At 59.1% G+C, this 20,929-nt stretch carries 15 protein-coding genes; 7 read left to right on the top strand and 8 right to left on the bottom strand.

What is annotated here, in order from left to right; all coding sequences use genetic code 11:
- The first annotated feature begins 493 nt into the window (after positions 1-493).
- The gene (locus tag AWB64_RS19525; protein WP_082850553.1) at positions 494-1,495 is read left to right on the top strand and encodes a LysR family transcriptional regulator; all 1,002 of its coding nucleotides are present in this window, start codon (positions 494-496) and stop codon (positions 1,493-1,495) included.
- Here AWB64_RS19525 and AWB64_RS19520 read toward each other — a convergent pair.
- A complete protein-coding gene (locus AWB64_RS19520; protein ID WP_060857053.1) occupies positions 1,485-2,453 on the bottom strand; it encodes a GDP-mannose 4,6-dehydratase in 969 nt (322 codons plus the stop codon). The genes AWB64_RS19525 and AWB64_RS19520 overlap by 11 nt on opposite strands.
- Before the next feature lie 728 nt (positions 2,454-3,181).
- Here AWB64_RS19520 and AWB64_RS19515 point away from each other — a divergent pair.
- From AWB64_RS19515 to AWB64_RS19505, 3 genes are all read left to right on the top strand, one after another.
- Complete coding sequence (locus AWB64_RS19515) at positions 3,182-5,380, top strand: NHL repeat-containing protein (protein WP_060857086.1); 2,199 nt, start codon at positions 3,182-3,184, stop codon at positions 5,378-5,380.
- A 696-nt stretch (positions 5,381-6,076) separates the two neighbouring features.
- Complete coding sequence (locus tag AWB64_RS19510) at positions 6,077-7,570, top strand: oligosaccharide flippase family protein (RefSeq protein WP_060857052.1); 1,494 nt, start codon at positions 6,077-6,079, stop codon at positions 7,568-7,570.
- Positions 7,571-7,585: 15 nt separating this feature from the next.
- A complete protein-coding gene (locus tag AWB64_RS19505) occupies positions 7,586-10,093 on the top strand; it encodes a glycosyltransferase family 4 protein (RefSeq protein ID WP_060857051.1) in 2,508 nt (835 codons plus the stop codon).
- Between the two features lie 89 nt (positions 10,094-10,182).
- Here AWB64_RS19505 and AWB64_RS19500 read toward each other — a convergent pair whose 3' ends face one another.
- Positions 10,183-11,361 (bottom strand): acyltransferase family protein, encoded by a 1,179-nt coding sequence (locus AWB64_RS19500; protein WP_060857050.1) that lies wholly within the window; start codon positions 11,359-11,361, stop codon positions 10,183-10,185.
- A 283-nt stretch (positions 11,362-11,644) separates the two neighbouring features.
- Between AWB64_RS19500 and AWB64_RS31960 the strand changes: the two genes are divergently transcribed.
- Positions 11,645-11,788 carry a hypothetical protein gene (locus AWB64_RS31960; RefSeq protein WP_167353931.1) on the top strand — a complete coding sequence of 48 codons (144 nt, stop codon included), beginning with the start codon at positions 11,645-11,647 and terminating at the stop codon, positions 11,786-11,788.
- Between the two features lie 89 nt (positions 11,789-11,877).
- Positions 11,878-12,807 (top strand): UTP--glucose-1-phosphate uridylyltransferase GalU, encoded by a 930-nt coding sequence (galU, locus tag AWB64_RS19495; RefSeq protein WP_060857085.1) that lies wholly within the window; start codon positions 11,878-11,880, stop codon positions 12,805-12,807.
- 59 nt (positions 12,808-12,866) lie between these two features.
- Here the strand turns inward: galU (AWB64_RS19495) and AWB64_RS19490 are convergent, their stop codons facing one another.
- Both AWB64_RS19490 and AWB64_RS19485 read right to left on the bottom strand, forming a co-directional pair.
- Complete coding sequence (locus tag AWB64_RS19490) at positions 12,867-13,457, bottom strand: phosphatase PAP2 family protein (protein ID WP_060857084.1); 591 nt, start codon at positions 13,455-13,457, stop codon at positions 12,867-12,869.
- A gap of 101 nt (positions 13,458-13,558) precedes the next feature.
- The gene (locus tag AWB64_RS19485; RefSeq protein ID WP_244164117.1) at positions 13,559-14,770 is read right to left on the bottom strand and encodes a GlxA family transcriptional regulator; all 1,212 of its coding nucleotides are present in this window, start codon (positions 14,768-14,770) and stop codon (positions 13,559-13,561) included.
- Between the two features lie 291 nt (positions 14,771-15,061).
- On the opposite strand from AWB64_RS19485, the gene galU (AWB64_RS19480) reads away from it, so the two are divergent.
- Positions 15,062-16,003 carry a UTP--glucose-1-phosphate uridylyltransferase GalU gene (gene galU / locus AWB64_RS19480; protein ID WP_082850552.1) on the top strand — a complete coding sequence of 314 codons (942 nt, stop codon included), beginning with the start codon at positions 15,062-15,064 and terminating at the stop codon, positions 16,001-16,003.
- 222 nt (positions 16,004-16,225) lie between these two features.
- Here the strand turns inward: galU (AWB64_RS19480) and AWB64_RS19475 are convergent, their stop codons facing one another.
- The 4 genes from AWB64_RS19475 to AWB64_RS19470 all read right to left on the bottom strand — a co-directional run bounded on the left by AWB64_RS19475 (position 16,226) and on the right by AWB64_RS19470 (position 19,661).
- Complete coding sequence (locus AWB64_RS19475) at positions 16,226-16,708, bottom strand: GDP-mannose mannosyl hydrolase (protein ID WP_060857049.1); 483 nt, start codon at positions 16,706-16,708, stop codon at positions 16,226-16,228.
- A gap of 69 nt (positions 16,709-16,777) precedes the next feature.
- A complete protein-coding gene (locus AWB64_RS31640) occupies positions 16,778-16,918 on the bottom strand; it encodes a hypothetical protein (RefSeq protein ID WP_157766662.1) in 141 nt (46 codons plus the stop codon).
- Between the two features lie 193 nt (positions 16,919-17,111).
- Positions 17,112-17,279: a hypothetical protein gene (locus tag AWB64_RS31635; RefSeq protein WP_157766661.1), complete on the bottom strand. Its 168-nt coding sequence runs from the start codon at positions 17,277-17,279 to the stop codon at positions 17,112-17,114.
- 144 nt (positions 17,280-17,423) lie between these two features.
- Positions 17,424-19,661: a hypothetical protein gene (locus AWB64_RS19470; RefSeq protein WP_244164116.1), complete on the bottom strand. Its 2,238-nt coding sequence runs from the start codon at positions 19,659-19,661 to the stop codon at positions 17,424-17,426.
- Between the last annotated feature and the right edge of the window lie 1,268 nt (positions 19,662-20,929).

The following is a 20,929-nucleotide window of genomic DNA, read 5'->3' as shown; positions in this document are numbered from 1 at the left end:
CCACGAAACCAGTACGGCCAAACACCCCATTTGCGTGCAAGCACGCAAATGGGCGCGCGCTGCGCGCCGCGTTTTCCGGTTTGACGGCTACTCACACTGGTGGCGAAGCGTGTGGGTATCTGTTGCCAAAGGGGAAGGGGTTCAACTGTCCGGGGTTTTACGCTGAGCGTTCTTTTGAAGTCCCAAGCAGATGTCAGTGCACGCTCGGGCTCCTTAAGAATTAGCGGTTGGAAGGCGTTTTCTTTGCTTCGTTTCTTTTTCGCCGTTGGAAAAAGAAATGAAGTCCCGCCACGGATAGTGGCTAACAGTGCTAAAGAGGAACAACGAACAGGGACCGCGCGAAGACCCAAAGAGCAGGATCCCACGAGCCCTAACCCCAACCGCGCCAGCCCCCCTCAGCGCATTAAAACCCAATTTCCATCATAATAAATCACGCCCAAGGCCCAACCGCCCCGCGCTACCCCGTAAAACCCCCAGCCTGGAACCCCCGTCCATGGACCGTTTCCTAGCGATGAAAGTCTTCGTGCGTGTCGTCGAAAGCGGCAGCTTCTCCAAGGCCGCCGATGCCTTGCGCCTCCCCGCCGCCAGCGTCTCACGCACCGTGCAAGCCCTCGAAGCACACCTCGGCGCACGCCTGCTCAACCGTACCACGCGAAGTATCAGCATCACCGAAGACGGCGAAATCTACTACGAGCGCTGCGTGCGTGTCCTGGGCGAAGTCGACGACATGGAGTCCGTGCTCTCACGCTCGAAACTCAGCCCTAAAGGAACAGTGCGCGTCAGCCTCCCCGCCCTGATGGCAAAAAGCACGATCATCGGCGCGCTTCCCGAATTTTTTGCGGCCTACCCGGATATCCGCGTGGAAATGAGCCTCACCGATAAACAAATCGACATCATCGAATCAGGCGTCGATTGCGTGATCCGCGTAGGCGCAGTCGGCGATATCGGCCTGGTCGCAAAAACCATCGGCCGATACTCGCAAATCACAGTCGCCGCACCCTCGTATATCGAAAAATACGGCGAGCCAAAGACGCTCGAGGATCTCGAGAATCACTATTGCGTGGACTATCTCGTGAGCAAGACGGGACGCGTGAGGCCTTGGGAATTCGTGGTGAATGGCGAAACCCGCGCCGTTGCGCTCAAGGCAATGCTCGCCGTGAACGACGCCGATTCGTACGTAGAGTGTGGCCTGAACGGACTCGGACTGATCCAGGCGTCGAGCTATACGCTCGCATCGTATGTGGAAAGCGGGGCTTTGCGCGAAGTGCTGCAGGCGTATCCGTCTTATCCGCGAGTCGTGTCGATTCTCTATGCAGCGAACCGCCACCAGCCGCGGCGCGTGAAAGTATTTATTGAATGGATCGCAGAGGTCTACAGGCGGCAATCATCGCTGCAAGTCTCCGAGGACGATCCGCTCGCCAGCCAGACAAGAGCAATGCCGCAAGCACGCCACTTTTCGAACGGGCAAGTCCCGACCGGGCGCGTTACGCCTTGACGGCGGCGACGCTTTCGAATTTTGCACGAGCGTGCTTGTACATCCACTCGAGCGTGTCGTAAATGGGCGTGACCGGCACGCGGCCAATCGCGCGCCGCAACTTGACGTTCGACCCAACGAGTTTCGCAATCTCATTGCGACGCATGAAGCGAGGATCGACAAAAACCTCGATCTCATAGCCGGCAATGCGCCGCATCATGCCCAGGATTTCGCCAAGCGAATGGCCGACCCCGGAACACGTGTTGAACACTTCGCCAGCGGGCGCTTTTTCGATCAACTGGGCGTAGACCTCGACCACGTCGCGGACATCGGAGAAATCACGGCTTACCGCAAGATTACCAAGCGACATCTTCTGCTCGTGGCGCGCATGATGATTGACGATCTTGGGCAACAGGAAATCCTCGCCCTGACCGACGCCCGTGTAGTTGAATGGCCGTGTAAAGAAAATGGGCAGACGGTCGAGCCATAAGCGGGCCATGTTTTCCATGGCGAGCTTGCTGACCGCATAGTCGTTGCCGGGACTGAGCGGCACGTTTTCGTCGATGACTTCCACGTTCGCATTGCCATACACATTCGATGTGCTCGCCATCAGCACCGCGCGAGGTTTCTTGTCGAGCAGCGCGAGCGCGTCGAGCAGATTGCGCGAGCCCATGATGTTGACGAGATAACTCTGCGTAGGCGGATTGCCCGTCACGTGCGCGAGGCCGGCCAGATGCACCACGACATCCGGATTTGCATCGGCCACGCAAGCACGCACGGCGTCGAGATCCAGCAGGTCGACAGGCAGGCCGGTCGTACCCGGCACGTCCGCTTCCGACGCCGGCGAAGTCGTGCCCCACACGTCGTAGCCTTCGTCGAGCAGCCGCTCGGCCATATGGCGTCCGGTGAAGCCCGAAAGACCCGTGATGAGAGCGCGGCGACGCTTCGTGCCGCCATCAGGATGTTTTGTGTCGTTCATTGCGCTTGGTGTGTGCGGCGATCATGTCGCTCATGTCGCGGGTGGAGTGCAGCGCCCATATTTCAGCCATTCCGACATGGCGACCGTTGAGCAAGTTCACTGCCCGACAAGCCTGGTGCAGCATGTAATGAGACGCCAAGCCATTTTCCGCGTCAATTCAGGACAGAATTTTAACATGCGCGTCCTTTTGCAAGGGGACAGAACACATCGTGTCGATCGAAGAAATCGCCGACGGATTCGACCCGGAAGCGTTTGGAAAAATTTAACGGATGTTCTGCACAATCGCATGCGTTGCGAGCTGAATATGCGCTCGTTGACCCGATTTTCACGCCTTCCGATGCGGGCCGCACAGAAAGACCAATAAAAATCGTCATTAATTCTATGGCGAAACAATTAAGAAAATATTGAGGCGGCCCATGCGCTTTGCGGCTTCTGAAGGTCCCATTGCACGTCAACGGCACCATCCAGTTTCTTACTTTTCGAAACAATTTTTTGAACAAAATAAGTCGATCTGGAATTCATGCAACGCATCTGCAGATTTCATCAATCCATTTATTTCAGATTTTTTTGCAATATTTGAACGGTAGGCTTGATTAACCCGAGTAACGGCCGTGATGCCTTACCTATGCCATTGGCAGATCGAGCATAGCTGGCCGCTCTCAGATGGAGAAAACCTCTTGGTTCGCACTTTGCGTCGTATTCAGGTTTTGGTTTCGCGGTTTTGGGTGATGAGTGTGCTTGGCATGGCTGCCGTGGCGCCGGCATATGCAGCGTACGTGGCGCCGCCGACGGTGCTGCCGGCGCGCACATCATGGATTGGCAACACCTTTGGTTTCGGCGATGGCGTGTGGACGCAGATCAACATCACCGCGATCGCCGTTGCTCCGGACGGCCGCGTGTTCACGAACGCGCCGTGGGACGAGAGCGGTGCTGAAGTCAGCATCTACAAGAACGGCAAGGTGCTCGGAACGGCCGACGGCACGCACGGCTGGGGCCATTACGGCGGCAACGCGATTGCGTTGAACCAGCGATACGTCTTCGTTGCGGTTGCGGTGGGCAATGAGCGCGGCGTCTTGTCGAGGCCAGGGATATGGCCGCCGAAGGGCAAGCAGTGGTTTGGCGTGTCACGACGTGAGATAGGCGACATCAAGCGAGCCGCCACGTTCCAGGCGAATCCCGCTGCGGACAAGGCGGACGAGCAAGCCAGGCTTGCGGCCGCGTTCCTGATGGTGAATGAAGCGCCGGAGGAAAAGCGCGGCGCGCCGAAGACCGAATTCAGGCAGGACGTTGGCGGCCTGGCCGCGACTGACTCGCTGCTCTATGTCGCGAATACATCGGCGAATCGTATTGAAGTGTACGACGCCGAGTCGATGCAACAAAGGAGCAACTGGAGCGCGCCGCAACCGGGGCGTCTCGCGCTCGCGAAGGACGGCACGCTGTGGGCGTTGGTGAATACGCAAGGCGCGAAGGCACGGCTCGCGCACTACACGCCGGCGGGCGCGCCCATTGACGATGCACCCGCTTTGGCGGCGGGAACCGATGCGGTCGATCTGACTATCGACGGACAAGGGCGGTTGCTGGTTGCAGACAACGGTCCGCGTCAACAGGTGTTGATCTTCACGCGTGAGGGCGGTGCCAACACGTATCGCGAGACGAGTGCGCTGGGAGAGCGCGGCGGAATCTTTTCGGGCGTTCCAGGGCGGCCGGGTCCGCAGCGTTTCAACGGACTGACTGGAGTGGGTACGGATGCCGGGGGCAACATCTATGTATCGACGAATGGGATTGGTGTGCGGCAAGGTTCGACCGGCGCGGGATTGGGCGCCACGCTCGAAAGTTACGCAACCGATGGCAAGCAGTTGTGGCAGGTGCAGGGCTTGTTGTTCGTCGACGGTGCATGGATGGACCCGGCGCGTCCCAACAGCGTGTACACCGGGAACAAGCGTTTTGAGCTGGATTTATCCAAACCGGTGGGACAGGAATGGAAATATGCGGGCTTCCTTTCGGGGCGTTTCAAGTATCCCGAGGACCCGAGTTTCAGCGTCGATGACTGGCCTGGCCAGCCGATCGCTCGCAGGTTGAATGGCCACACGTTTTTGTATCTGGTCGACATGTATTCGGATCATCTGAAGATTTATCGATTCGATGCGAAGCGCGACGGTGAGTTGGCGATTCCTTCGGGTTACTTCGCGGGCCGGGAGCGTGCCGCAGTGAACATTCCGAATCGTCCGGCGGGTGGTGACTGGATCTGGCACGACGATAACGGCAACGGACGGTTCGAGGCGAACGAGTTCGAGGTAAACAGTGGCTTGCTGCCCAATCCGGGTGGTTGGGGATGGTGGGTCGACACGAAGGGTGACATCTGGCACACGAGTGACACACGCGGCATCAATCGTTTTCGATATGGTGGTGTGGACAAGGTGGGCAATCCGCTTTACGCCTATGACAACGCGCAGAACTATCCGATGCCGGCGCCGTTCAACGTGGTGAAGCGTGCAGTGTACGAGGCGGAAACGGACACGATGTATTTGACGGGTTACACGGCGGATGAGCCGTTTGATCGTGGGTACTGGAAGGAAGTGGGGCGGCGTTTGGTGCGATACGACCATTGGTCGGGAACGCCGCGGGAGCGTTATTCGATTGCCTTGCCGTGGGATACGAAGAGCAAGCCGCTTGTTACCACGATTGGATTGACGGTGGAGGGCAAGTATCTCTTTACGGTTGAGCCGTATGGGATGGTGCATGTCTATGAGAAGGATACTGCGCGTGAGGTTGGGGTGATCAAACCTGGCCCGGAGGTGGGTCGTGCGTCGGGGTGGGTGGATGTGCCGAATGGCATTAGTGCGAGCCGGCAGGCTGATGGCGAGTATTTGATTTTTGTCGAAGAGGATGCGCGGGGGAAAGTGATGATGTACAGGTGGCGACCGTGAAGGTCTTGGGGGCGCGGGGGTGTTCTGTTCAGGGTCTTGCGCGTTCCATGTGCGTTGATTTTTTTAACACTATTAGCCACTGTCCGTGGCGGGACTTCATTTCTTTTTCCAACGGCGAAAAAGAAACGAAGCAAAGAAAACGCCTTCCAACCGCCAATTCTTAAGGAGACCAAGCGTGCACTGACATCTGTTTGGGACTTCAAAAGAACGCACTGCGCATAACCCCAGACACTTGAAAACCTCCCGCTTCGTCCACGGCTACCCACACGCTTCGCCACCAGTGTTTGTGGCAGTCAATAAATAGTGCGAACGAATTTTTTACGGCAGTTTTCCCCCGGTTCTCGTGCTGGCCCGAGAACGCTGGTGGCGAAGCGTGTGGATGTCAGGATTCGGAGGGGAAGGGTTTCAAGTGTTCGTGGTTATGTGGGCTCCGTTCTATTTAAGGGCCAAAAACGTGTGCTTGCGCGCTGGGGACACTTACGTGCCCTCGTTTGGAAGGCGTTTTCTTTGCTTCGTTTCTTTTTCGCCGTTGGAAAAAGAAATGAAGTCCCGCCACGGACAGTGGCCAACAGTGCTGAAGAGGAACAACAAACAGGGACCGCGCACAGGCGCAAAAAGCAGCAACCCTGAATTGACCAAAACCGTTCACTAAAGAAAGAAACCCCTTTAACCCCAAGTGCCAACGACCCGCCCCTGATGGAAAAATCGTTAATCAAAAACATGGCGATCAACTTCTCGGGACTGGTGCTACCCACCTTCGTCTCCCTGATCACCGTCCCAGCCTACATCCACCTCGTGGGCGTAGAACGCTATGGCGTGATCAGCCTGGTCTGGACACTCATAGGCTACTTCGGCATTCTCGATCTCGGCATGGGCATGGCCGCCCAGCATCAAATATCGAAGGCGCACGCAGCAAACGACCTCGAAGCACGCTCACGCGTTTTCTGGAGCGCAATCTGGCTCAACCTGGGCACAGGAATCATCGGCGGAGCACTGATCTACTTCGGCGCATTCGCCTACACCGCCTATGTCGCGCACACATCTCCGGATATGCAGCGCGAGGTCTATCACGCGCTCCCATGGCTCGCACTGGCCATCCCCATCGCGAACGTCTCATGGGTGTGCGCCGGCGCAATCAACGGCGTCGAACGCTTCGGCATCTACAACACGAATCAGACAATCGGCACGTTCCTGTTTCAACTGTTGCCGCTCGCCGCCGCCTGGAAGATCGCACCCAACCTGCAAACGGTACTCGCCGCCGCGGTAGTCGCGCGCGTCATTGCGGTCGTGCTGCTCGCACGCGCGAGCATCAAGGTGCTTGATCTCAAACGCATCGAATGGCCGCAACTGGGTGTCGCCAGCGGCTTGTTCAAATTCGGCGGATGGATGCTGGTCGCGACCATCTCCAGCATGATCACGGACTCGCTCGATCGCATCCTGCTCGGCGCGAATCTTGGCGCGCGTTTCGTCACGTACTACACCGTGCCGCAGAACCTCGTCACACGGCTGAACATGCTGCCCAACTCGCTTGTGCGGACCTTGTTTCCGCGCCTCTCGGCTGTCAAGCGCGATCACGCCGACGCCATGGTCCGACAATCGTTAGAGTTCCTGAACGGTGTGTTTACGCCCATCGCGCTCTTTGTCATGCTCGTGCTCGCTCCATTCCTGCACATCTGGGTCGGGCAGGAAATCGCCATCGCAAGCGCACCCGTTGGACGCATTCTGATCATTGGCGTGTGGCTCGTCGGGCAAGCCAGCGTGACACGCATCATGATCCAGTCGCAAATCAATCCCGCCACGGCGGCGCGTATCGGCCTGGTTCAACTGCCGTTCTTCGTGACGGCGTTGTGGTTCGGCATTGCGCACTTCGGTCCTATCGGTGCGGCAAGCGTGGTCGTGCTGCGCTCACTCGCCGACTACGGCCTGCTGCTGTGGATCTCACGCGTCAACGCCCGGCCGATCGCCGCCGACATGCTGCTGCACCTCGCGTTTCTTGTCGCGGGGCTGGGCGTGGCTTATCTCGTCGATCCAATCGAATACCCGCTGCAATCCGTTGCCGCCGCGTTTGTTATCGCGGGCCTCAATGCCGGTTGTTCCCTGTTGACGCGACCCGCCTTGCGCTCCATGGCGCGCGGCTTCGTTCGAGAGTTGAGTGCGCGTCTTAAACGACGCGCGAAATCCACGGTTTAAGGTGAGGAGTGGCGCATGAGACATGACCTCGATGAAGTGCTCATCGACCCGGTGCAGGAACCTGCCGGCTGTATCGACGAGAATCCGCCTGCCGTGATGGACGCACCGCCGAAGCATCGCGCGCGCGTTGCCAAGCGGGTGCCGCGCGTGGCGATCGTGCATGACTGGCTGGTTGCATTCGCTGGCGCGGAGAAGGTGCTCGAACAGATTCTCATCTGTTTTCCAGAAGCGGATTTGTTCAGCGTGGTCGACTTCATGGAAGAGCGCGCGTGGATGCGCGGCAAGAAGGTGACCACGTCGTTCATCCAGAAACTGCCGCAGGCCAGGAAGCGGTATCGATCATATTTGCCGCTGATGCCGCTCGCGATCGAACAACTCGACGTGTCGGGTTATGACCTCGTGATATCGAGCAGTCATGCCGTGGCGAAGGGCATTCTGACCGGTCCCGATCAGGTTCACGTGAGTTATGTGCATTCGCCTATCCGCTATGCATGGGATCTGCAGCATCAGTACCTGCAGCAATCGAATCTCACCGCCGGCCCTAAGTCGATGCTCGCGCGCCTCGTGCTGCATTACATGCGCAACTGGGACATTCGGACGTCGAACTCGGTGGATCATTTCATCGCGAATTCGGAGTTCATCGCGCGGCGGATCAACAAGGTCTATCACCGTGATTCGCATGTGATCTTTCCGCCCGTGGACGTCGATGCGTTCCAGCTTTGCGAGGTGAAGGAGAACTTCTATCTGACGGCGTCGCGCATGGTGCCGTACAAGAAGATCGACCTGATCGTGGAGGCGTTTGCAAAGATGCCCGGGCGCCGTCTCGTCGTGATCGGCGATGGTCCCGACATGCGCAAGATCCGCGACAAGGTTACACCGAACATCGAGATCATGGGTTATCAGCCGTTTTCAGTGCTGCAGGATCAGATGCGGCGGGCGAAGGCGTTCGTGTTCGCGGCCGAAGAAGACTTCGGCATCTCGGTGGTCGAGGCGCAGGCATGCGGGACGCCGGTGATCGCATACGGCAAGGGCGGCGCGCTGGAAACCGTGCTCGACAGTTCGAATGCATGCCCGACAGGTCTCTTCTTCGATGAACAGACGACCGAATCGATCATCGACGCCGTGGAGGGTTTCGAGCTCGGCGCGGTGAAGATCGACCCGGCGGATTGCCGCGCGAACGCCGAGCGTTTCTCGGTGAGGCATTTCCGCGACGGCCTGCGCGCCTACGTGCAAAGCGTCGCGCCGCAGTTCACGCTGCCGCCGCCGGCGTTGCCGCCCGTGCCGCTCGTTCGCAAGATCAAGACGACCACGCCGAAGCAGGATGAAGACAATGAAGCCGCCGACGGCATGCGCGTACTCGCCGTCGATCAAAGCGGCGTGCTCGGCGGCGCGGAGCTCTCGCTGCTGGAGGTCATGAAGAACATGCGCGGCAACAACGAGACCGTTCTCTTCGATGACGGCCCGTTTCGCATTGCACTGGAAGCGGTCGGCATCAAGGTCGATGTACTCGACGGCGCCGCCCTTGGCGGCGTGAGCAAGGACAGCGGCATGAAGCGGCCGAGCGCCGGCATGATCGGCGGCGTGATGGGACTCGTGCGCGGCACGCTCGAAAAATCGCGCAACTCCGATGTGATCTATGTGAACACGCAACGCGCGATGGTGGTCGGCGCAATCGCGGGCCTCATCTCGCGGCGTCCGGTGGTGTGGCATTTGCGCGATATCGTCAGTCCCGAGCATTTCGGCAAGACGCAACTCACCATCATCAAGTGGTGCACGAAGCTGATGCTGGAACGCGTGATCGCGAATTCGACTGCGTCCGCCGTCGCACTTACCGCGTTGACGCGGATGAAGGAAGAGCGCCTGGATGTTGTTTTCAACGGCATTTCAGCGGAGCCGTTCACCGAACTCGAAGCAGTCGCGCAACATGAATTGCGCTCGCGTTTCGGCTTGCCGCAGGATGCGTTTCTTGTCGGCTCGTTCAGTCGTCTTGCCCGCTGGAAAGGCCAGCATGTGCTGCTCGAAGCGCTGCTGGATGCGCCCGACATGCACGCCGTGCTGGTCGGCGCGGCGCTCTTCGGCGAGGACGCTTACGAGGCCGAACTGAGAGCCTACGTGCTCGAGCATGGACTCGGAGACCGTGTGCATTTCCTCGGTTTCCAGCATGACATCGCGGCGTGCATGAAAGCAGTCGATATCATCGCGCACACGTCCATCAGCCCCGAGCCGTTCGGTCGCGTGATCATCGAGGGCATGCTGGCGAAGCGGCCAGTGGTGGCGTCGCGCGCGGGTGGTGTCGTGGACATTGTGACGAACCGCGAGAACGGCATTCTGTGCACGCCGGGCGACGTGAACGAACTGGCGGGCGTGCTGGGTGAACTTTCCGCCGATGCCGACCTGCGCAACCGTCTGGTCGAGCAGGGTTACGCAAACGCGATCAACCGCTTCGGTACGGAGCGGTATGTGGAAAGCGTGCAGAAGATTCTGTCGGATGTCGCTGGGAAGGGGCGGTCGAAACGCGGTTGAGTTCTTAGAAAGCTAGTAGCTGAAACACGAAGCCCCGCATCATGCGGGGCTTCGTGTTTTTGTCGATCGACCAACGCGCGTCCAACTCCTCAAGTCACGTTTGCCTGCTTGAGCTTGAGACTCGCCGACCAGTGCATGGCCGGCCGTTCCACGAGCCTGTAAAACCCGAACGCTACCGCAACCGGCGCGAGCATGAAGACGAACGACGGCCAGATCTCGGTCTGCAGCGCCGAGCGAAACAAAAGTGATCCGAGGAAAACGAGGATCGGAATATGCACTACATACAGCGAAAAGCTGAACTCTCCGAGCCATGAAAACCCTTTCACGGGCAGCGAGTTGCGCATGGGTTTATCGAGTACCTGATACAGGTACAGCGCGAACGCGACCGCCCAGAGTTGAAACGCCAGATACTGCCCGATCTGGAACGCCGCGCATCCGAGCAGCGCGACCACAACCGCCGCAACCTGCAATTTCCACGATCCGGCGGCCGATCTGGATGCATTGGGCGCGGCTTTCGCTTCGGCTATCCACGCGCCGAGCGTCCACGAGAACCAGTACGACGCGAACAAGACGATCTCGTGACGCTCGAATACGAGTGCGGACGCCACGTTGACGATTCCCACGCTAACCAGCACGGCCTTCATCCCGATCCGACGCCGCAAGGCAATCAGCAGCGGATACACAAGGTAAAACTGCACTTCGAGCGACAACGTCCAAAGCGCGCCGTTCGAACCGAACGTCTTGCCCGCCACGCCCTGCAGCGAAAGCAGATTGACGATAAATAAATGCAGGTCCAGCGTGCCGATCTTCGGACTGGTCGGCGTGAAACTGCGGCTCCATGAATCGAGCAGATAGGTCAGCACCAGCGCGGCGAGCAGCACAGGATAAATCCGCGCGAACCGGCGCATGAGGAAGTTGCGGGTATCGAAGGGCGCGGACGGATTGGCGATCAGCTTACGCGCCGTCCCGCGATGAATACAGTAGCCGCTGATCACAAAGAAAATCGGCACGCCGGCCGAACCCCATGCAATCGGAAAGGTGAGATAGCTGAACAGCGTGTTGAGATCGAACCCGGCGGCCGTCCTGTGAAATTGCTGAATGCCGATCCACGTGATCTGGCGGCAATGGAAATACGCGACCAGCAGCGCCGCGAAACCACGCCACGCGTTGATGGCGATATCCTTTTCGTCCAAGCTGAGCGTGGCCGCGCGCTCCGGCGATAACCGCAAGCGGGAAGCTCCTGGATTGAGCAAGGAAGAGTCGCTCATTTAAAACCTCGTGTCCGGGTTGATTCTGTTTGTATCAAGCGAGGCCGAGGCGCTGAACCCCGGCTTCCCCGCGCCGTTTGAGGCGTGCTCACTCGTAAAGTCCCGACAGTGATGTTAGTCCCGCAAATAATGGAAAAATATGCGTGAAAAAACCCCGTCTTTCGCGGGATCGAAAAAAAGCTGCCAAGGCATGTATCGAAAATGACGATTTTTATTCGGCAATTATTTGCCGTTTTTTTTCTGATAACTTCGTCTCTAACCATTCGCATACAGGGATTACGTCATGGACATGCACGCACTTGCCGGTATTGCTGTTTTATTGGTCCTTGCCGCTGTGTCGGCATACAGGGACGCGCTGCGCAACGATCCAATGTCGACAATGAATGCATCGGGCATTCGCTTTCCGCAGCCCGACGATCACGAATAAGTCTTTTAAATGAACGGTCGTGCATTGAGCGCATGAATTTCGCGAACACGCGCTCGGGCATTAATCAATCATCATTTGGGAAGCGCGCGATGCTGAAAGTCACCAAAGCCGTATTTCCTGTCGCCGGACTTGGGACGCGTTTTCTGCCCGCCACCAAGGCGAGTCCGAAGGAAATGCTGCCCGTCGTCGATAAACCGCTTATTCAATACGCGGTAGAAGAGGCTATTGCGGCCGGCATCACGGAAATGATTTTCGTGACGGGCCGAAGCAAGCGCGCAATTGAAGACCACTTCGACAAGTCGTATGAGATCGAGGCGGAACTCGAAGCGCGCGGCAAGGAAGCGTTGCTCGACGTCGTTCGCAAGATCAAGCCGGCAAACGTGGACTGCTTTTATGTCCGCCAGCCGACCGCGCTCGGTCTGGGACACGCGGTGCTATGCGCCGAGAAGCTGATCGGCGACAATCCGTTCGCCGTGATTCTTGCCGACGATCTGCTTCACGGCAAAGAGCCGGTCATGAAGCAACTGGTCGATGTGTTCAACCATTACCATAGCTCGGTGATTGGCGTGGAGCGCATCAACCGCGTCGATAGCGCGTCGTATGGCGTGATTGAAGGGCGCGAATGGGAAGAAGACATCATCAAGCTCTCGGGCATTGTGGAGAAACCGCAGCCGGCGCTGGCGCCTTCGAATCTGGGCGTGGTCGGCCGCTACGTTTTCATGCCGGGGATCTTTTCGCATCTTCGCGCGACGCAACCGGGAAGCGGCGGCGAGATCCAGTTGACCGACGCTGTTGCGTCGCTGCTGTCGGCGGAACAGGTGCTGGCGTACCGCTATTACGGCACGCGATTCGATTGCGGCAGCAAGCTCGGATACCTGAAGGCGACCGTGCAACTCGCGCTGCAGCACCCGGAGGTGCGGGACGGTTTCGAGGCTTATCTGCGCGAGTGCATGGCGGAGTTGCTGCCGGCGCCGGAGGTCGAACAGGTTGAGCAGGCGGAACTGACCGTGCTTGAGTAGGCGTTCGCCCGCGTCATCGGATCATCTGGTGCGGGCTTATGAAGGCCTAAAAAGACAGCTTACAAATCGAACCACCGGCATAACCACGGCGAATACGCGGCGAGGATTTGCTGGACGGGCGCGTGATGCCCATAAGCAATCGTCGATACCGCCAGCAACCCAAGCCCGGCGAACAACGACCCGGTCATCTTCCGCGGTTGCCCGAAAAAGCGCCGCAGGAAAATGAGCGCCACGCCGCTGCCGAGAAACCATCCGGCGACCACTTCAATTGGCGTGTGCGCATCCTGCACGACCCGGCAAAACCCGATCAGCGCGCCAAGTACCAACCCCGCTGCCGCACCAAGCCCGTACCAGTCCGCACGCCAGCTCCCGGCCAGCAATCCGAACGTCACGCCCCATACCGCCGATGTCAGCATGGTGTGGCCGCTGATCACGCGAAATTCGAGCGACCGAATTTCCAGACCGCAGCCCGCATAAAGAATCTTGTTGACCCCGACCAGCGCCAGCGCGCCGCCAAGCAAGGCGATCCAGACCAGCGCTTCGCGCTTGTCCGTTGCCCGTACCCAGATCGCGCAACCGGCCGCGATTGGAATGGTGAGCGCAACGTCACCGAGATTGGTGATCAAACCCAGAATAGTGGTACCCGTCATGCTTCCCCCGAAAAGCGCGCGCCGCGCTGCGACGTGCAAAACGTCGCGCTTGGCTTGTCGCGCAATGCCTTGACTTCGTATGTGATGTTACTGCAGCCGCGTCAGTCCTCCGCCGCTTTTCTGCGCCCGGCAAGCCGGTATTCCGTTGGCGAGATCGACAGGCGCTTGCGAAAAATCTTCGCCAGTCCGTCGCCGCTGCCCGCGCCGCAACGGCGCGCGATCTTGTCCACGGGAAGGTCGGTTGCCGCAAGCAGCATGCAGCTTGCATCCAGCCTTGCACGCAATAAATATTCCGATGGCGTCAGGCCAATCTGCGCCTTGAACCGGCGCAGGAAGTTGCGCTCGCTCATGGCGGCGACGCGCGCGGCGTCGGCTATCGAAATGGGGCGGATGTAATTTTCGCGCATCCATCGCGCGGCTGCGTCGATCTTCTGGCGCACGCCGCCCACATCGGTATCTTCGAGTACCGCGGACAACTTTGGCCACGCGCCCGGGATGGAGCGCTCCGACACTTCCCGCGCCAACGCGGGGCCATAGTCGCGCTTGATGATCGATAACGCGGCCGCAATCGGGCCCTTGGGGTCGTCGAGCGTAAGCGTCTGTTCCGCGATGAACAGCGAGCTGGTCAATGCCGACGCCGCTGCCGGATCCTCGAAGTCGGGCGCACGATTTTGCAGCGACAGGTTCGCCGCCGCCAGGATTTGCGAGCCTTCGCCTATCGCTTTCACGAACGATATCTTCGGCGCGACGCGGCTCAGGCGGCGCAGCAACTGCGTGTCGAGTTTCGCGCGTTGTGCGCCGTCGCCGCCCGCAATGAACAGCGCGTCGCAGTCGCTCATCCAGCGTGTATCGAGGCTCTCGGTCCAGATACGCATGGAGCAACTGCTGGCCACGCTCCCTCCGTCGCTCGATAAAAACAGCAGCGCGTAGTCCGGCGTTTCGCCGCCCTTGATGGCGGCCGAGTCCGACAGTTCATGGATTTCGTTGGCGAGCGAAAACACTTCGGAAATCGAACTGACTTCGACCAGCGAGAAATCTTCGAAGATAAGAATGCCTATGCGCCTGGGCGCCGGCGTCCCTTCGAGTCTGGCTTCGTGCATGACGTCTTGCATGGCTTCGTTGGCGGTTTCTTGTCCCGGATCGCGTCCTTCGGCCGACGCTTCCCGGTCATGTGCACCGGGCCACGATCCGGGCGTATTCGTGCGCGGCTTGGCGTGTTCAGTGTGCGCATCGTGCTCATGGTGCACCAGCGCGGGGTCCGCACCAGCCGGGCGTACAACCTGCAACCGGCTCGTGCCATTAGCGTGTCCCATCAGCTTTCTCCGTTGCCGGCCAGAGCGGCGGGTATTTGGTCTCGTATGCGTCGCACTATACGCGGCGGGATTGAAGCGTCATGACGGTCGTCTGAAAAGCACGAGATGTTGGCAGATGGTTTCGATATTCGAGTAATAAGCTGACCATCAGTGATCGAGATTGCGTCGCCGGGCTCGCGCCTATCGAGGCATGCAGTCGAAACGTGTTTGCCGAGTCGCATAAAACACATAAATCACGTTGACATGAAATCCTGGCCCGTTCGCGAGCGCCGGACAAACAAGGGGTCGGATATGCTGAAAGTTCGCAAGGCGGTGTTCCCCGTCGCTGGGCTCGGTACGCGCTTTCTCCCGGCGACGAAGGCAAGTCCCAAGGAAATGCTGCCCATCGTCGATAAACCGCTGATCCAGCACGCAGTGGAAGAAGCAGTCGCTGCCGGCATCACGGAAATGATCTTTGTCACGGGCCGCGGCAAACGCGCCATAGAAGATCATTTCGACAAATCATACGAAATAGAAAGCGAACTCGAGGCGCGAGGCAAGCGCGCATTGCTCGACCTCGTGCGCAACATCAAGCCGTCGCATGTGGACTGCGTGTACGTACGCCAGGCTGAACCGCTGGGGCTGGGCCATGCCGTGCTGTGCGCGGAAAAACTCATAGGCAACGAGCCCTTCGCCGTGATGCTCGCCGACGATCTGCTCGACGGCGAGCCGCCCGTCATGGCGCAGATGGTCGAGGTGTTCAATCACTATCATTCGTCGGTGGTGGGCGTCGAGGAGATCGATCCGGGCGAGTCGGGATCGTATGGCGTGATCGATGGCCGCCTGTGGGACGAACATCTCTTCAAGATCGCACGTGTAGTGGAGAAGCCGGAACCGGCGCTGGCGCCGTCCAATCTCGGTGTGGTGGGCCGCTATGTGCTGATGCCGCGCATCTTCGAGCATTTGCGCACGCAGAAGCCGGGCGCGGGCGGCGAGATCCAGTTGACCGACGCGATCCAGGCGTTGCTCGCTGACGAACAGGTGCTGGCGTACAGATATAAAGGCAAGCGTTTCGATTGCGGCAGCAAGCTGGGATATCTGAAGGCGACCGTCGAATTCGCGCTGCGCCACCCTGAAGTCGCGCAACCATTCGAAGCGTATCTGCGCGCGTTCCTCGCGGGCCGCCATCCCGCGAACGAGGCTGAGATTGAACGATTCGATGAAACACCTGAACTCGCTGTCGACACCGAATGACGACAGCGCCGGAATCAAGCTAGCTGCAGGCAATTCCGGCCGTGGCGGGGACACGTAATTTAATGCAGCATGAACCGTGTTGTAAGTAGCGCTAGCCCCCCGGTGCGCGCTATGGTCTTTGGCCCGCCTCGTGCGGGCTTTTTTTTGCGCCAATGGTTTCGCGCAAAATGAAAAAGCGGCTTTGCGAGCCGCTTGAAGATTGCCTGGACGTGCTGCCAGGGCTTAACGGAAATAAGCTTTCGCGTTTGGATGCACGTCGCTTCTAGTGAGCACTTCAGTAGGCAGCAGCCATGCATATCCGCTATGTTGGTCGAAGCGGCCGATGGGTACCGCGCCGCCCAACGTGATGGAGTAGGCGAGCACCACGTAGTGTGTCGGAATGTCCGCGACGCCCGCGAAGTTTTCATCGTAGTGATGCTCGAACACGCCGAACAGGCGCGACGCCGAGCGTTCAACGCTCGCTATGCCCAGTTCGTCGCGAACCACCCGGGTGAACGCGGTATCGAGCGTTTCGCCTTTCATGATGCGTCCGCCGGGCACGAACCACGAACCTTGCGCGGGACGGTTGCGCCGCTGCCCGAGCAGCACGCGGCGGTTTCCGTCGGTCACGATCAGGTCGATGGACACGAGTGGAGTCAGGCGGACGACGTCGAGAAAATCCGCTTTGCCCAGGTGAGGATTGAGACGGGACGGCGCGTTTTGCATGGGCCGCTCCGGCTCACGTACAGCGGCGACCACGTTGAATGAAGAAAGGTCTGTCACGCTCGAATTACCTCAATCATGGTCGTTGTTTTTGAACAGGCGTGTGCAGGTGTGACTGACGACAAACACGGCCAACGCAAGCAGCGCGCATACGGCCAACCCGCCGCCGAGCATTGCGACGACAAGAATCGGCATCAGGCGCAGGCTTTCCATGATGTTTCCGAATAGGCTGGGTTGCGCTGTTGCTGGCCAAGAGGGGCAAAGTTTTCCTGTGCATCTCTGATTGCTTCGGCACTTTATGCATGCAATTCAGTGTAGCGCGGGGCCTGAGCCTCCGTATTGGCAATGGGCTGGCTTAAACCGACTAAAGACCGTGCTTGTAAGCCAATACGCAGCTTGAGTCGCGTCAACGCAGGTCGCCCTTCACGAGCGACGTGCTTTCAACGCGCGTGGTGTCAGGTGTTTCAGGCGCCTTGGGCGGGCACGCGGTCAGCACGGTTGAACAACCAATGAGTATGGCCAGAAGAAGTTTGCTTGTGGATGCCGAAGCAGTCGATGGATCAAGTGGGTTCATGCAATTACAACGGCGCACGCCGCTGCCCTAAATGGTCATGGGAATATCCAATTTAAGGCGCGGCGGGAGGTGAATCTGTCGGAGTTTTCGTAAAGACCCGGCAGCTTTATCGAAACACATTGACACGCCGTCAGGCACAAAGCGCTACCTCGCCACATACCCTTCGGGCACGTTGACGTTCTGCTTCATCACGTCGGCGTTTTGCGAAATCACGTACACCGGCGCTTCGGTGAGCGTCAGCGCGACGCGGCCGTTTGCATAAGGCAGCGTCGACGGATTGCCCATCATGTCGAGCACGCTGACCGATCCCGATGAGCCAGGTGTATCGACCGCAAGCGAATAGCGCACGCCACGCGTAGCACTGAAGCCCGATGCGCCGGGCCACGCGGCGTTGTCGTGCGTCCATAGCGCGGTCACGACCTTGCCGCCGTTCAGCCGTTGGAATGCATACGCGTAGACGCCGGATGGCGTGTCCTTCACGGGGCCGAGCGTGACCGTGCCGTCTATGGCGCGCGTCATTGCAGCCACGCCCATGGCTGCGGGCTTCGGGCTGATCTGCGTCTGGCCGAAGCCGCCTTCGGCGTTCACGAGATCGAAGAAGATGCCATAACCCACTTCGGGCGGATCGGTTGCATAGAAAACATAGCTCATGTCAGCGCCTTCGCCGAGCAGGATCAGATGCAGTCGCGAAACCAGCGCGCCCTGCGCATACAGCACATTCGCCGATGGTGTCGCGCTTCCGTATTTCGTGCCGATGTCGTAGCTGATTCCGGACTCCGTGATGAAGAGCTTCGCGCCGGGTTTGAGCATCCGCGCCATGGTGTGGCGCAACGCCCGCATCATCGCGGGCAGGCTTTGCGCGGCCTTTTGCGGATCGCTGTTGCCCGCCATGCGTTCCGGCGGATGAGATGGCGACGTGCCGACGTCGTAGTAACCGTGCGCGCTCACGCCATCGAGATACTTGGCAATGCCAAGCGGTGCGAGACGCTTGAGCCACTCGGCATTTTTCCCGAGCGACGACAGTGTCAGGCCCATGACCGCGGCATGCGGATCGGTTGCATGGATGGACTCGTAGGTGGCCTTGTACATGGCGACGAGGTTGGCGTCGGAGTCCCGCCACGGCAGGCCGCCTTCATAATCGGGTTCCCAGCTCACCTGATAGTAATTGCTCGATTGCGTCGGGAACACGGTCGAGCGCACGCGGTTCGATTCCTCGCCCACGCGCTTCATATAGGCGCTGTAGTCGGCAAGCGATGAAGGCGCGTAGCTATGCGTATCCTTGCCCGTCTTGTTCGCCCAGCCGGGAATGCCATCGAGCTGGATCAGCCGCAGCAGGTCGCCCGGTTTGAAGAAGGGCTGGAGGTTGTCGGCGGCGGCGTCGAATGTGTTTGGCGCCTTGGGCTCCGTCATGTACCAGTTGCGGTTGTCGTTCACCCACGTCAGGCCGAGGTCCGTGTAAAGCGGCCTGTAGCCATCTCCGGAACAACACGACTGGCCCGGCCGCAAATAGGCCGCGCCCTGGCCGCCGAAGCGGTGCAGGTCGGCGTTCCTGTACGTGACGCCCGGCAACACGCCGGAGAGATCGGGCAACACGCCGAAGGTCGCGATTCCCGCAGGGCGCGTGCCCTTCGAAGGTAGCGCCACCGGCACAGCGTTACCAGATTCGAGCCGTGCCGCGACGGCGAAGTAACCGGCCGCCTGCGATGTGCATCGAATAGTCGATACATGTGCGCCAGGCGTGACGGCAACGCGGCCGCTCGCCTTGACGGTGTTCCACGCATCCTGGATTTGCCACGCAAGCGTCCCGGCGGATTTCGACCGCGTGGTCAGCGCAATCTCGAACGGCTTGTGCAACGCGAACATGCGCGTGCCGTTGCTGCCGGGCGTATCGGCTTCAATGCTGTCTGCCTCGGGGCTTGAACCGGGGATGTCGACCGGCGCGGCGGCAGGGCTGCATTGCATCGCAAGCGGCGTGGAGGGCGGCGGTGCATCGGCGACAAAGCTCGCCTTGCGCTGGCCGCCGGTTTGCGCCGGCGCTTCGACCCAGCAATGCTTCGTGGCTCCTGGCGCCGGGTCGTCAAATACGCCGTTGTCGCAGCCCGTCCCGCCGCTGAAGGTCTTGACCGTGTGCTTTTCCGGCGTGCCGTAGAGCACTTTTCTCGCGCCATCGAATGAGCAGCGCTCGTACTCGGCCGCGCACGGCGTCCAGGATGCGCCGTCTATCTTGACCGAGCCGTCCGTGGTGTTCGCATCCTGGTCAGTTGCCGATTCGCCCCGGCAACTCGATACAACCAGCCCCATGACGCAAATTAGCGCGATCTTCGTGCAGCGAGCCAGCGCTACAACCCGACGCGGCGACTGTGTTGTTGATGTCGTTTTCATTACGCCCCGAAGAATCAAAGCCGGGTGGTCCAATTCGCAGCATTGGTGTTTCCACCGATGAAAGTGCTGCCGCGCCACCTTCGTGCTACCTGAATGAAACGTTTTCGGCGGGTTCTACGCCGTGCGCCTCGTCATGCCGTAAGCCGGAAACTTTCGATGCCGCACTGCCGCAAAAAGCGATGCTCCATGAGTGGCAGCACCTGTGTAAAGACATGCTGCGCCTCGTCCAACAAGGCTCCCCAATGGCGCTGAGGATAGGTGAGGCGAAACAATCGCGCCAGTCATCGCGATGAACGTTGGCGGATGCTCACTGCATAGGGGCTTGAACCTCATATGGATGGCGGGATTGCGCGACTCAATGGCTGATCGGGCGTGGCGAAATGTGGCCTGACTGTAAGGAATGGCGCGTAACTAATCTGTATCAAATCGCACTGATGTGCTGAGCGGCGGTTTCCGCACACGGCTGGTAAGCATTCCGACACACGGGTAGGAGGCAGACCAGTTGAATATAGCTGGTATGGGACTGGTTGAGGCGGGGCGGACTGAACCGCCAAGTGCCTGGTTCCTTTCGCCATGCATTCGCGCGTCTCGATCGCCACGTGCATTGCCGACCCCGCACGCAGCCCATTTAGCCGAGCGCCATTAGCTCCGGGTAGTGGTTTTTAAATATATCCCGCATTTTGTAAGATTAAATAAATTCGTTACTTGTGTGAAACGCGATTTAAGGGAATTTATCGAGCCAGAGAATGTCTGTGCGCTTTCGCACCATCGGCGATCTTGTTGTTAATCGAGGCAAAACATTAAAGGCGTTCATCAAAGCTTGTAATTTAATTTGAAGTCGCTTTATGACCTCATTTCAGCCGCGTTTAAACACGGCCTTCTCTCGAAGCGGTTCGTTAATCGACTTTTTCGATGTTTCATAGACGAAACGTTTACGTTGCTCGACGCCCGGAATGTCCCGCGCGGCGGACCGCCACGGTGCTGGAAAGCCGCGTGGCGCGGGCCGCCGGAAACCGCGCTGAGCATTGATTTGTATGACGTTGGCAGGTTTTGACAGCCCTGTCCGATATGCGCTACCGGATTGGATTGGCATTCGTCTTGCAATGTCGGATTCGAAATCAAACGACCCAACCCAATTTCACGGTGTTTAAAACGAACGGCCGTATTGGAAAAAGGGTAAATGATCGGCACCGCACGCACTGAAAGGATTTAAATGGCGACGCTGGAATTTTTCCGCCAACATCTCGCTACTTTCAGTCACGACAACC

This window comes from Caballeronia sordidicola (genome assembly GCF_001544455.2).
Classification (GTDB): domain Bacteria; phylum Pseudomonadota; class Gammaproteobacteria; order Burkholderiales; family Burkholderiaceae; genus Caballeronia; species Caballeronia sordidicola.
This window is presented reverse-complemented; position numbering and strand designations above follow the sequence as displayed.